Origin of the sequence: Kitasatospora sp. NPDC101447 (genome assembly GCF_044767225.1) — a bacterium.
Classification (GTDB): Bacteria; Actinomycetota; Actinomycetes; order Streptomycetales; family Streptomycetaceae; genus Kitasatospora.
Window position 1 is genome coordinate 166,840 of sequence record NZ_JBIWNL010000012.1, and the last position, 12,653, is coordinate 179,492.

The 12,653-nt window shown below is 68.8% G+C and carries 15 protein-coding genes; all 15 read right to left on the bottom strand.

From position 1 onward, the window contains the following. Positions 1–50 precede the first annotated feature (50 nt). Positions 51–1,415, bottom strand: a complete 1,365-nt coding sequence (glmM, locus tag ACIRST_RS19375; protein ID WP_350519923.1) for a phosphoglucosamine mutase — start codon at positions 1,413–1,415, stop codon at positions 51–53. A 163-nt stretch (positions 1,416–1,578) separates the two neighbouring features. Further along, complete coding sequence (gene rpsI, locus ACIRST_RS19380; RefSeq protein ID WP_350519922.1) at positions 1,579–2,082, bottom strand: 30S ribosomal protein S9; 504 nt, start codon at positions 2,080–2,082, stop codon at positions 1,579–1,581. 45 nt (positions 2,083–2,127) lie between these two features. Continuing rightward, positions 2,128–2,571, bottom strand: coding sequence for a 50S ribosomal protein L13 (gene rplM / locus ACIRST_RS19385; RefSeq protein ID WP_030055846.1), 444 nt, complete (start codon positions 2,569–2,571; stop codon positions 2,128–2,130). Positions 2,572–2,803: 232 nt separating this feature from the next. Beyond that, a complete protein-coding gene (locus ACIRST_RS19390; protein WP_350519921.1) occupies positions 2,804–4,462 on the bottom strand; it encodes an ATP-binding cassette domain-containing protein in 1,659 nt (552 codons plus the stop codon). A 41-nt stretch (positions 4,463–4,503) separates the two neighbouring features. Then, positions 4,504–5,415 (bottom strand): tRNA pseudouridine(38-40) synthase TruA, encoded by a 912-nt coding sequence (gene truA, locus ACIRST_RS19395; RefSeq protein ID WP_350519920.1) that lies wholly within the window; start codon positions 5,413–5,415, stop codon positions 4,504–4,506. A gap of 91 nt (positions 5,416–5,506) precedes the next feature. After that, positions 5,507–5,986, bottom strand: coding sequence for a 50S ribosomal protein L17 (rplQ, locus tag ACIRST_RS19400; protein WP_360254676.1), 480 nt, complete (start codon positions 5,984–5,986; stop codon positions 5,507–5,509). A 127-nt stretch (positions 5,987–6,113) separates the two neighbouring features. Further along, positions 6,114–7,136 (bottom strand): DNA-directed RNA polymerase subunit alpha, encoded by a 1,023-nt coding sequence (locus ACIRST_RS19405; protein WP_030055844.1) that lies wholly within the window; start codon positions 7,134–7,136, stop codon positions 6,114–6,116. A gap of 149 nt (positions 7,137–7,285) precedes the next feature. After that, complete coding sequence (gene rpsK, locus ACIRST_RS19410) at positions 7,286–7,693, bottom strand: 30S ribosomal protein S11 (RefSeq protein ID WP_030232513.1); 408 nt, start codon at positions 7,691–7,693, stop codon at positions 7,286–7,288. 72 nt (positions 7,694–7,765) lie between these two features. Beyond that, positions 7,766–8,146, bottom strand: a complete 381-nt coding sequence (rpsM, locus tag ACIRST_RS19415; RefSeq protein ID WP_030259703.1) for a 30S ribosomal protein S13 — start codon at positions 8,144–8,146, stop codon at positions 7,766–7,768. Positions 8,147–8,322: 176 nt separating this feature from the next. After that, entirely contained in the window at positions 8,323–8,436 is a 114-nt protein-coding gene (rpmJ, locus tag ACIRST_RS19420; protein WP_003956441.1) for a 50S ribosomal protein L36, read from the bottom strand. Between the two features lie 33 nt (positions 8,437–8,469). Further along, the gene (gene infA, locus ACIRST_RS19425) at positions 8,470–8,691 is read right to left on the bottom strand and encodes a translation initiation factor IF-1 (RefSeq protein ID WP_003956442.1); all 222 of its coding nucleotides are present in this window, start codon (positions 8,689–8,691) and stop codon (positions 8,470–8,472) included. Positions 8,692–8,885: 194 nt separating this feature from the next. Beyond that, positions 8,886–9,311 carry a large conductance mechanosensitive channel protein MscL gene (mscL, locus tag ACIRST_RS19430; RefSeq protein ID WP_350519918.1) on the bottom strand — a complete coding sequence of 142 codons (426 nt, stop codon included), beginning with the start codon at positions 9,309–9,311 and terminating at the stop codon, positions 8,886–8,888. Positions 9,312–9,445: 134 nt separating this feature from the next. Next, the gene (map, locus tag ACIRST_RS19435) at positions 9,446–10,285 is read right to left on the bottom strand and encodes a type I methionyl aminopeptidase (RefSeq protein ID WP_350519917.1); all 840 of its coding nucleotides are present in this window, start codon (positions 10,283–10,285) and stop codon (positions 9,446–9,448) included. A gap of 116 nt (positions 10,286–10,401) precedes the next feature. Continuing rightward, positions 10,402–11,055: an adenylate kinase gene (locus tag ACIRST_RS19440; RefSeq protein WP_350519916.1), complete on the bottom strand. Its 654-nt coding sequence runs from the start codon at positions 11,053–11,055 to the stop codon at positions 10,402–10,404. Next, the gene (secY, locus tag ACIRST_RS19445) at positions 11,055–12,365 is read right to left on the bottom strand and encodes a preprotein translocase subunit SecY (RefSeq protein WP_350519915.1); all 1,311 of its coding nucleotides are present in this window, start codon (positions 12,363–12,365) and stop codon (positions 11,055–11,057) included. The genes ACIRST_RS19440 and secY overlap by 1 nt, the downstream gene beginning before the upstream one ends. Positions 12,366–12,653: the final 288 nt, after the last annotated feature.

Here is a 12,653-nt window from a genome sequence, read left to right on the forward strand (position 1 = left end):
CGCAGCGGCGGGGGCCCTCCGTACGTCCGGGCTCGGCCCGGGGTCCGGGCTCAGCCCAGGTGGGTGCGCACGGCCTCGGCCAGGGTCTGCGCGACCGCCTCGGCCTGCACCGGGTCGGCGGCCTCGACCATCACGCGGACCAGCGGCTCGGTGCCCGACGGGCGCAGCAGCACCCGGCCGGTGGAGCCCAGCTCGGCCTCGGCCGCGGCGACCGCGGCGGCCAGCTCGGTGCTGGTCCTCACCCGGGACTTGTCGACGCCCTTGACGTTGATCAGGACCTGCGGCAGCCGGGTCATCACGGCGGCCAGGTCGGCCAGCGGCTGCTTGGTGGCGGCCAGGCGGGCGCCCAGCATCAGGCCGGTCAGGGTGCCGTCGCCGGTGGTGGCGTGGTCCAGCAGGATGACGTGGCCGGACTGCTCGCCGCCCAGTGCGAAGCCGTGCTCCTTCATGGCCTCCAGCACGTAGCGGTCGCCGACGGCGGTCTCGACCAGCTCGATGCCCTCGCGCTCCATCGCCAGCTTGAAGCCGAGGTTGGACATCACGGTGGCCACCGCGGTGTTGCCGCGCAGGGTGCCGGCCTCCTTCATGGCCACGGCGAGGATCGCGATGATCTGGTCGCCGTCCACCTCGTCGCCGTCGGCGTCGGCGGCCAGGCAGCGGTCGGCGTCGCCGTCCAGGGCGATGCCGAGGTCGGCCTTGTGCTCCTTCATCGCGGTGCGCAGGCGGTCCAGGTGGGTGGAGCCGACGCCGTCGTTGATGTTGAGGCCGGTGGGCTCGGCCCCCAGGGTGTGGACGACCTCGGCGCCGGCCCGGGCGAAGGCCTCGGGGGCGACGTAGGCGGCCGCGCCGTGGGCGCCGTCGATGACGACCTTGACGCCGTCCAGGCGGTTGGGCAGTACGCCGATCAGGTGGGCGACGTACTTGTCGAAGCCCTCGGTGTACTCGCGGACCCGGCCGACGGCGGCGCCGGTCGGGCGCTTCCAGTCCTCCTCGCCGACCGTGTGCTTGCGGTAGTGGGCCTCGATCGCGTCCTCGATCCGGTCGTCCAGCTTGTGGCCGCCCCGGGCGAGGAACTTGATGCCGTTGTCCGGCATGGCGTTGTGGCTGGCGGACAGCATCACGCCGAAGTCGGCGCCGAGCGCGCCGGTGAGGTACGCCACGGCCGGGGTGGGCAGGACACCGACCCGCAGGACGTCGACTCCGGCGCTCGCCAGACCGGCGATGACGGCGGCCTCCAGGAACTCGCCCGAGGCACGCGGGTCACGGCCGACCACCGCGACCGGCCGGTGGCCGTCGAAGGCGCCGGCCTCTCCGAGCACGTGCGCCGCGGCGACGGACAGCCCGAGCGCGAGCTCCGCCGTCAGTCCCTCGTTGGCCACCCCGCGTACGCCGTCCGTACCGAAGAGTCGTCCCACTGTCCCGTCCTCCATCACCACTGCTCGGAACCACCGATGATCCCGGCCGCCGCACAGTAGCCGGGGAACACGTCGCCCCGGAGTACGCGTGGTACTCCGGGGCGACGGTTGTGCGCATCCAGGGGGTGCGCCGCCAGGGCGGACCGCACCCCCTGGGACGCGATTAGCGCTTGCTGTACTGCGGCGCCTTGCGGGCCTTCTTCAGACCGGCCTTCTTGCGCTCGACGGCGCGGGCGTCACGGGTCAGGAAGCCGGCCTTCTTCAGCGCGCCGCGGTTGTTGTCCACGTCGGCCTCGTTCAGGGCACGGGCGACGCCGAGGCGCAGCGCGTAGGCCTGGCCGGACACGCCGCCACCGCTGATGCGGGCGACGACGTCGTAACGGCCGTCCAGCTCCAGGAGCTTGAAGGGCTCGTTCACGGTCTGCTGGTGCACCTTGTTGGGGAAGTAGTCCTCAAGGGTGCGACCGTTGATCTTCCACTGGCCGGTGCCGGGGACGATGCGCACGCGGGCGATCGCCTCCTTGCGACGGCCCAGGCCGGCGCCGGGGACGGCCTCGCCGAAGCGGCCGGCCAGCGACTCGGAGGTGTAGCTCTCCTCGGAGGTGTACTCGCCCTCGACGACGGTCTCGTCGAAGTCGACCTCAAGGGTTTCAGTGGTCTCGGCCACGGTGTTCCTCAGCTCTTTTCAGTGTTGGGGGGCTTGGTGGCCGAATTACTGCGCGACCTGGGTGATCTCGAACGGCACCGGCTGCTGGGCAGCGTGCGGGTGCTGGTCGCCCGAGTAGACCTTCAGCTTGGAGAGCATCTGACGGCCCAGGCTGTTCTTGGGAATCATGCCCTTGATGGCCTTCTCGACGGCCTTCTCCGGGTTGTTCGCCAGCAGGTCGTCGTAGCGCACCGAGCGCAGACCGCCCGGGAAGCCCGAGTGGCGGTAGGCCAGCTTCTGGGTCTTCTTGTTACCGGACAGGTGCACCTTGTCGGCGTTGATGATGATGACGAAGTCACCAGTGTCAACGTGCGGCGCGTAGATCGCCTTGTGCTTGCCCCGGAGGAGGTTGGCGGCCTGGGAAGCCAGGCGGCCGAGCACGACGTCGGTCGCGTCGATGACGTGCCACTGACGCTGGACGTCGCCGGGCTTGGGGCTGTACGTACGCACGGTCGTAGCCTTCGCTTTTCAGTGAGTGAGTCCTGACAGGAGCACCCGGACGGAAGATCAGCCTGGTCAACCTTGGACGCAATTCAAGGGGGACCGCTGGTCGTCGACCTGATGTCTCCGGCGTACCGACCTCTCACGTGAGATAGAGCGAGCCAATACGCACATCAAGCGTCCAGGTTACCGGCACGATCCTGAGGGGTCAAAAATCGCCGTGGACCCCCCTGGCCGTCACTCAGCGTTCGCGCTCCACCCGGGTCACGTCCCAGACCGGATCCGACGACTCGAACACCTTGCCGTCGGCCCCGAAGACCAGGAAGCGGTCGAAGGTCTTGGCGAACCAGCGGTCGTGGGTCACGCACAGCACGGTGCCCTCGAAGGCCTCCAGCCCGGCCTGCAGCGCCTCGGCGCTCTCCAGGTCCAGGTTGTCGGTCGGCTCGTCGAGCAACAGGGCCGTCACACCGGAGAGTTCGAGCTTGAGGATCATCAGCCGGGCCTGCTGCCCACCGGACAGCGACTCGAACTTCTGCTCCTCCTGGCGGTCCAGCTCGTACCGCCGCAGCGCACCCATCGCGGCGCCGCGGCTGAGCGCGTGCTCCTCCTCCACGATCGAGCGGACGGTACGGCCGAACAGCTCCGGATGGGCGTGGGTCTGCCGGAAGTGGCCGGGGACGACCCGGGCGCCGAGCTTCCAGTCGCCGGTGTGCTCGACCGTCGTGTCGCCGGCCAGCAGCCGCAGCAGGTGCGACTTGCCGGCGCCGTTGGCCCCCAGCACGCCGACCCGCTCGCCGTAGAAGACCTCCAGGTCGAAGGGCTGCATCAGCCCGGTGAGCTCCAGCCGCTCCATGGTGAAGGCGCGCACGCCGGTGCGCCCGCCCTTGAGCCGCATGGTGATGCTCTGCTCGCGCGGCGGCGCCTCGGGCGGGCCGGCGTCCTCGAACTTCTTCAGCCTGGTCTGGGCGGCGGAGTAGCGGGAGGCCATGTCGTGGCTGACGGAAGCGGCCTGGCGCAGGGTGACGACCAGCTTCTTGAGCTTGGCGTGCTCCTCGTCCCAGCGGCGGCGCAGTTCCTCGAAGCGCTCGAAGCGGGCCTTGCGGGCCTCGTGGAAGGTGTCGAAGCCGCCGCCGTGCACCCAGACGCTGCTGCCGGCCGCGCCCGACTCGACGCTGATGATCTTGTCGGCGGTGCGGGAGAGCAGCTCGCGGTCGTGCGAGATGTACAGGACGGTCTTCGAGGTGGCCTTGATGGCCTCCTCCAGCCAGAGCTTGGCGGGGACGTCCAGGTAGTTGTCGGGCTCGTCGAGGAGCAGCACCTCCTCCGGCCCGCGCAGCAGCGCCTCCAGCACGAGCCGCTTCTGCTCGCCGCCGGAGAGGGTGTTCAGGCCGCGCCACTGGGCCTTGTCGAAGGGCATGCCGAGGGCCGCCATGGTGCAGACGTCCCAGTCGGTCTCGTAGTCGTAGCCGCCGACGTCGGCCCAGTCGGACAGGGCCTGGGCGTAGCCCATCTGGGTCTTCTCGTCGTCCTGGGCGATCATCGCCAGCTCGGCGGCGTCCACCGCGCGGGCGGCCACCGCGATCCGCTCGGGGGCGACCGACACCAGCAGGTCGCGCACGGAGGCGTCGGCCGGCAGCGCGCCCGGCGTGGACTGCTGGTCCTCGCGGCCGGTGGTGCCCACGAACTGGCGCATCACGCCGAGCCCGCCGCTGATCGTCACCGAGCCGCCGTGCGGCTGGAGGTCCCCAGCGATCATCCGCAGCAGGGTGGTCTTGCCCGCGCCGTTCGCGCCGACCAGGGCGACCGCGGCGCCCTCGCCGACCCGGAAGGACGCGTCGTCGAACAGCACCCGCCCGTCCGGCAAGTAGTACTCAAGGTGCGAAATCTCGACGTGTCCCATGAGGAGGATTGTCCCAAGCGGGCGCCCCCGGCCAAAACGGATTACGTCACAGCGGGCTGCCCCGGGAGGGTGCGCATCCGCCGGGCCGCCCGGTTGCGCTCGGCCAGCTGGTCGTCCGGCGGGTAGCCGACCTCCTCCAGCGTCAGCCCGTACGGCCGGATCACGTTGACGGCGGAGTTGCGCACCCCGCCGGCCAGCACCTCACCGGGGAACTCCACCGGCCGGTGCCCGTCGCCGACCAGCAGCATGGCGCCGACCAGCGCCCGGACCATGTTGTGGCAGAAGGCGTCCGCCCGGACGGTGGCGACCGCGAGCGAGCCCTCCTGGGCGGCGTACGGGTCCACCGGGACGCGGTCCCAGTGCAGCTCCAGCAGGGTGCGGATGGTGGTGGCGCCCTCGCGCTTCTTGCAGTACGCGGCGAAGTCGTGCTCGCCGAGCAGCAGCTCCGCCGCGGCGTTCATCCGGTCCAGGTCCAGCGGGCGGTCGTGCCAGAGCACGTGCCCGCGCAGCAGCGGGTCCACCCCGCCCGGGTGGTCGGCGACCCGGTACGCGTACCGGCGCCAGACCGCCGAGAAGCGGGCGTCGAACCCGGCCGGCGCTTCGCCGACCCGGTAGATCCGGACGTCCCCGGGGAGCCGGCCGGCCAGCCGGCGCAGCAGCTTCTCCCGGTGGGCCTCCCACAGCTCCGCCGGCAGGTCGACGTGCGCGACCTGGCCGCGCGCGTGCACCCCGGCGTCGGTGCGGCCGGCCACGGTCAGCGGGAACAGCTCCGGGCTGCGGGTGACGATCTGCAGCGCGGTCTCGATCTCCTCCTGGACCGTCCGGCGGCCGCCCTTCTGGCGGGCCCAGCCGGAGAACTCGGCGCCCTGGTAGGCGAGGTCGAGCCGGACCCGGACGTGCCCGTCCGCCGGACCGTCCTTGACCGGCGGCTGCTCGGCGCAATCGTTGACCACTGCTTCTCTTCTCCCGGGAACCTCGCGCGGACAGGCAACGGGCCCGCTCCCCCATCGCTGGGAGAGCGGGCCCGCTTCACACCTGGAGGTGTCAGGCCTGCTCGGCGGCCTCGGCCTCGTCGGCCTTGGTCTCGACGGCGGTGGCCTCGTCGGCCTCCTTGACGGCACGCTTGGTGGCGGCCTCGGCCTCACCCACGGCGGTCTGCGCGACGGTCAGCGCCTCGACCAGCTCGATCACGGCCATCGGGGCGTTGTCGCCACGACGGGGACCGATCTTGGTGATACGGGTGTAACCACCCGGGCGGTTCTCGTAGCGCGGCGCGATCTCGGTGAAGAGGGTGTGCAGCACGGCGATGTCGGTGATCGTCTTGCGAACCAGGCGACGGTTGTGGATGTCGCCCTTCTTCGCCTTGGTGATCAGCTTCTCCGCCAGCGGGCGCATCCGACGGGCCTTGGCCTCGGTCGTGGTGATGCGGCCGTACTGGAACAGCTCCCGGCACAGACCGGCGAGCAGCAGCGGCTCGTGGTGCGGGCCGCCGCCGAGGCGGGCACCCTTGGTGGGACGCGGCATGGATTTACTCCTCGAATCTCCGACTGCGGCCGTACCAGGTACCGCAGCGGGCGTGCGGGCACTGTGCCCGCACGACTTTCACGACGACGGAGGCGGTTCCGGGGAACCGCCCCCGCGGTCAAGTCTTTCAGTACTGCTCGGTCTCCGCGTAACCCGCGTCGTCCAGGTCGTCGGCGCCGAAGGCGTCGGCGGCGGCGGTCGGGTCGAACCCGGGCGGGCTGTCCTTGAGGGCCAGGCCCATGCCGGCCAGCTTCGCCTTGACCTCGTCGATCGACTTCGCACCAAAGTTGCGGATGTCGAGCAGGTCGGCCTCGGAGCGGGCGACGAGCTCACCCACGGTGTGGATGCCCTCGCGCTTGAGGCAGTTGTAGGAGCGGACCGTGAGCTCCAGCTCCTCGATCGGCAGCGCCAGGTCGGCGGCCAGGGCGGCGTCCGTCGGGGACGGGCCCATGTCGATGCCCTCGGCGTCGATGTTCAGCTCGCGGGCGAGACCGAACAGCTCCACCAGGGTCTTGCCGGCCGAGGCCATGGCGTCGCGCGGACGCATGGCGGGCTTGGTCTCGACGTCGACGATCAGCTTGTCGAAGTCGGTCCGCTGCTCGACACGGGTGGCCTCGACCTTGTAGGTGACCTTCAGCACGGGGCTGTAGATCGAGTCGACCGGGATGCGGCCGATCTCCTGGCCGGAGGCCTTGTTCTGGACGGCGGAGACGTAGCCGCGACCGCGCTCGACGGTCAGCTCCATCTCCAGCTTGCCCTTGCCGTTGAGCGTGGCGAGGACCAGCTCGGGGTTGTGCACCTCGACACCCGCCGGCGGGGCGATGTCGGCGGCGGTGACGACACCCGGACCCTGCTTGCGCAGGTACATCACGACCGGCTCGTCGTGCTCCGAGGAGACGACCAGCTGCTTGATGTTGAGGATGAGGTCGGTCACGTCCTCCTTGACGCCCGGCACGGTGGTGAACTCGTGCAGGACGCCGTCGATGCGGATGCTGGTGACAGCGGCACCCGGGATCGACGACAGGAGCGTGCGGCGCAGGGAGTTGCCGAGGGTGTAGCCGAAGCCCGGCTCCAGCGGCTCGATCACGAACCGCGAGCGGAACTCGTCGACGACCTCTTCGGTCAGCGAGGGACGCTGAGCGATAAGCATGGGGGATGTTCCTCCAGTTGTCTTCGGCACCCACTATTTGATGCCGACAGGACCAAGCGTACGGGCTCCCGCAGGAAGCGACGAATCACTGTGTGTGGGAGCCCGTACGAGGTTTCAAGCAGTACTACCGAGTGCCCGAAGGCGCTGCGTCAGACGCGGCGGCGCTTCGGCGGACGGCAGCCGTTGTGCGGGGTGGGGGTGACGTCCTGGATCGAGCCGACCTCCAGGCCGGTGGCCTGGAGCGAACGGATCGCGGTCTCGCGGCCGGAGCCCGGACCCTTCACGAAGACGTCGACCTTGCGCATGCCGTGCTCCTGCGCGCGACGGGCAGCGGCCTCGGCGGCCATCTGCGCGGCGAACGGGGTGGACTTGCGCGAGCCCTTGAAGCCGACGTGGCCGGCGGAGGCCCAGGAGATCACGTTGCCCGCGGGGTCGGTGATCGAAACGATGGTGTTGTTGAACGTGCTCTTGATGTGCGCGTGGCCGTGAGCGACGTTCTTCTTTTCCTTGCGGCGGATCTTCTTCGCGCCGGCAGCCTGACGACCCTTGGGGGGCATAAGTCTGTTCTCCTACTGAGGTGGTCGGTCCGCTGACCCGCGGGCCGGAGGGATGTCCGGTTACGGGACGGACTACTTCTTGCCCGGCTTCTTCTTGCCGGCGATCGCGCGACGCGGGCCCTTGCGGGTACGCGCGTTGGTGTGGGTGCGCTGGCCGCGGACCGGCAGGCCACGGCGGTGACGCAGACCCTCGTAGCAGCCGATCTCGACCTTGCGGCGGATGTCGGCGGCCACCTCACGGCGGAGGTCACCCTCGACCGTGTAGTTGGCGTCGATGTACTGGCTCAGCTTGACCAGGTCTTCCTCGGTGATGTCGCGAACGCGGACATCCGGGTTGACGCCGGTCTCGGCGAGGGTCTGCTGGGCGCGGGTACGGCCGATGCCGTACACGTAGGTGAGGGCGATCTCGATCCGCTTCTCACGGGGGAGATCAACGCCGGCGAGGCGTGCCATTCAAGGCTCCTGTGCTTTTTCAGAGGTCTTGCGTGCTACCTACTCCGACACCTCACGGTGAGGGAGCCCCGGCCTCTGACCGGGGGCGGCAGTCCGTTCCGGACGGAACGGATCGGGTAGCCAGCTCATGACGTTTTCGCGTCGCGCGAAGTACTACGAGAAATGCTGGGGAGAGATCAGCCCTGGCGCTGCTTGTGGCGCAGGTTGTCGCAGATCACCATGACCCGGCCGTGACGGCGGATCACCTTGCACTTGTCGCAGATCTTCTTGACGCTCGGCTTGACCTTCATGTTTCAGGTTCTCCGGGTCTAGATCTGACGTTCTTACTTGTAGCGGTAGACGATCCGGCCGCGCGTGAGGTCGTAGGGGCTGAGCTCCACGACGACCCGGTCGTCCGGCAGGATGCGGATGTAGTGCATGCGCATCTTGCCACTGATGTGCGCGAGGACCTTGTGACCGTTCTGCAGCTCGACCTTGAACATCGCGTTCGGAAGAGACTCGATCACGGTGCCCTCGATCTCAATGGCGCCTTGCTTCTTAGCCATGAACTGCGAGATCCACCTTCCGGGACCGGCTACCGTATGCGGAACGCTCGTGCGAACCTGGGTTCACCCCGCCCCCGAGGGGAAGAGGGCGTGCTGAAGCACGCTACGAGTGAGCCGACGGTCCATCCTACGCCAGCGCGTCCGGTGGACCAAAACGGGGGTCCCGGAAAGCGGTACCCGTCACATCTGCTACGTCAGACCCCCGCGGACACCGTCAGCGGCTCGACGTGCGCGGTGCAGGCCGAGCAGCGGCGGGCGGCCTGGGGGATCTCGGTGAGGCACTCGGGGCACGGGCGCTTCGCGACCTTCGGCTTCTTCGGCAGGTAGCGCTCGGTCGCCTTGGTGACCGGCAGCACCACGCAGAAGTACAGCACCGCGGCGGTCATGACGAAGGCGATCACGACGTTGAGGAACTGGCCGTACGGGAAGGTGACCCCGGCCACCGTCGCCTTGTACGAGCTGAAGTCGCCGGCCGCGCCGACCACCACGCCCACCAGCGGGGTGAGGAAGGCGGACACGAAGCCGGTCACCACCCCGGTGAACGCGGCACCGATGACCACACCGACGGCCATGTCGACGACGTTGCCGCGCATCATGAAGTCGCGGAATCCCTTGAGCACGTGCTCTCTCCTGCTCGCTCGCAAACCGGTACTGCTGACCACTACCAGCCGATAAAAATAGGACAAAAGCCCTGGAGGTCCAAACCTCCAGGGCTCTGATCCCTTGTCAGCGGCGGCGGCTCGGGCCGCCGCGACTACGCGAGCGGGTCCGGAGCTGCGGTGATGCCCAGCTTCGCCAGTTCGGCCTTGCCGCCGTCGAAGGCGGTCAGGACCAGCGGGCCCTGCTCGGTCACGGCCACCGAGTGCTCCCAGTGCGAGGCCCAGGTGCCGTCGTTGGTGACGACCGTCCACTCGTCGTCCAGGACGGTGGTGTGCGGGGTGCCCAGCGAGACCATCGGCTCGATCGCCAGCACGGTGCCGGGGATCAGCTTCGGGCCCTTGCCGCGGCCGCGCTCGACGTAGTTCAGGACGTGCGGCTCCATGTGCATCGCGGTGCCGATGCCGTGGCCGCCGTAACCCTCGGTGATGCCCCACTTGCCCTTCGGCGGCAGCGGCTGGCGGCGGATGAAGCCCTCGATCGCCTTGGAGACGTCGACCAGGCGGTTGCCCTTCTTCATCTGGGCGATGCCGGCCCACATCGAGCCCTCGGTGACCCGGCTCAGCATCTCGACCTCGGGGCGGACCTCGCCGACCGCCACGGTGATCGCCGAGTCGCCGTGCCAGCCGTCCAGGATGGCGCCGCAGTCGATCGAGATGATGTCGCCCTCCTGCAGCGCCCGGTCGCCGGGGATGCCGTGCACGACCTCGTTGTTCACCGAGGCGCAGATCACGCCCGGGAACCAGAGGCCGCCGTGGTGGGCGCGGAAGTTCGAGGTGGCGCCGTGGTCCGTGATGACCTTGTCCGCGACGTCGTTGAGCTCCTGGGTGGTCACCCCCGGAGCGACCGCCTCGCGGCAGGCCTTGAGAGCCTCGGCGACGACCAGCCCGGCCGCTCGCATCTTCGCGATCTGCTCGGGGGTCTTGATCTCCACCATCTGGTCACGCCTTCCAAGTCCGGATTACCACTGCCTACAACCGTACGACGCCGAAACGGCCGGGCCACCCGCTGGGCGGGCGACCCGGCCGTACCGTCGTACGTTCGCCGAGAGACTCAGCTGTCCTGCTTCAGCGCCTCGATCGCGCGGGCGGTGACCTCGTCCACCTTGCCGAGGGCCGGGATGGTCACCAGGAGACCCTGCTCCTTGTAGTAACCGATGATCGGCTCGGTCTCCGTGTGGTAGACCTCCAGGCGCGTGCGCACCTTGTCCTCGGTGTCGTCCGAGCGCTGGTACAGCTCGCCGCCGCACTCGTCGCAGACGCCCTCGGCCTTCGGCGGGTTGTAGTCCACGTGGAACACGTGGCCACCGTCGTTGCGGCACAGGCGGCGGCCGGCGATCCGGCGGACGACCTCGTCCTCGGGGACCTCCAGGTCCAGCACGCCGTCCAGGTTGATGCCCTGCTCGGCGAGGAACTCGTCCAGCGCCTTGGCCTGGCCCAGGTTGCGGGGGAAGCCGTCGAGCAGGAAGCCGTTGGCGGCGTCCTCCTGGAGCATGCGGTCCTTGGCCATCCCGATGGTGACCTCGTCCGGTACCAGACGGCCCGCGTCCATGTAGCTCTTGGCCTCAAGCCCCAGCGGGGTGCCCTGGCCGATGTTGGCGCGGAAGAGGTCGCCGGTGGAGATGTGGGGAATGGACAGGGTCTTGGCGAGCAGGTGCGCCTGAGTACCCTTCCCGGCCCCGGGAGGACCAACGAGGACGATACGCATCAGCGGAGGAACCCTTCGTAATTGCGCTGCTGGAGCTGGCTCTCGATCTGCTTAACAGTTTCGAGTCCGACGCCGACGACGATGAGAACGCTGGTGCCGCCGAACGGGAAGTTGGTCTGCTGTCCGAAGGCGACCAGGGCGATCATCGGGATCAACGCGATCAGGCCCAGGTAGAGCGAACCCGGCCACGTGATTCGGGTCAGCACGTAGTTCAGGTACTCGGCCGTCGGCCGGCCGGCCCGGATACCCGGGATGAACCCACCATACTTCTTCATATTGTCGGCAACTTCTTCGGGGTTGAAGGAGATGGCGACGTAGAAGAACGCGAAGAAGACGATCAGCAGGAAGTAGGTGGCCATGTAGATCGGGTGGTCACCCTTGACGAAGTTCGTCCGGATCCACGTGGCCCAGCCCGCCTGGCTGTTGGTCAGCTGGACCACCAGGGCGGGGATGTAGAGCAGCGACGAGGCGAAGATGACCGGGATGACACCGGCCTGGTTCACCTTGAGCGGGATGTAGGTCGAGGTGCCGCCGAACGCCCGGCGGCCGATCATCCGCTTCGCGTACTGGACCGGGATCCGGCGCTGGGCCTGCTCGACGAAGATGACGAGCATCACGACGACGATGCCGACCGCGACCACGGACAGGAACTCGACCCAGCCGTCGCCGATGGTGCCGGACTGCTTGATCGCCCACATCGAGGACGGGAACTGGGCCGCGATCGAGGTGAAGATCAGCAGCGACATGCCGTTGCCGATGCCGCGGTCGGTGATCAGCTCGCCCAGCCACATGATCACCGTGGTGCCGGCGGTCATCGTGAGGACCATGACGGCGATCCGGAAGACGCCGGTGTCCGGGACGATCTGGTTGGCCAGCGGGCAGCCGGAGAACAGCGCACCGCTGGAGGCCGTCGCGACGATGCCGGTGCCCTGGAGCACGGCGAGCGCGATGGTCAGGTAGCGGGTGTACTGGGTGATCTTGGCCTGGCCGGCCTGGCCCTCCTTCTTCAGCATCTCCAGTCGCGGGATCACGACGGTGAGGAGCTGGAGGATGATGCTCGCCGTGATGTACGGCATGATGCCGAGGGCGAAGATCGTCAACTGGAGGAGCGCGCCACCGCTGAACAGGTTGACGAGCCCGAAGAGGCCGCTGTTCTTGGTCTCCTTCACGCACTCGTTCACGGCGGTGAAGCTCACGCCAGGAATCGGAATGTGCGAGCCCAGCCGGAACAGCACCATGATGCCCAGCGTGAACAGCAGCTTCTTGCGCAGGTCGGGCGTCTGGAACGCCCGCGCGAACGCACTGAGCACGGTGCCTCCTGCGCCTCCCGCGCGTCGTCGGCGGGAGGGTCGGTCCTGAATGGGGAGTTTGCGGTTCGGGCCCCCGTACAGACGGCACAGGCGAGCCTACGCGCAGCCTACAAGGGAACTCCACGGACTCTAACAGTGCGCGGCCACTCCGAAGAAGCGCGTACGGCCCGTCCCCCACTCACGGGGTACGGGATGCCCGGATTTGCCACACAAAAAACGACCGGAAAATGGCACGGGCCCCGCACCTCCCGGAGGAGGTGCGGGGCCCGAAAGCGGTATTCAGCGGGC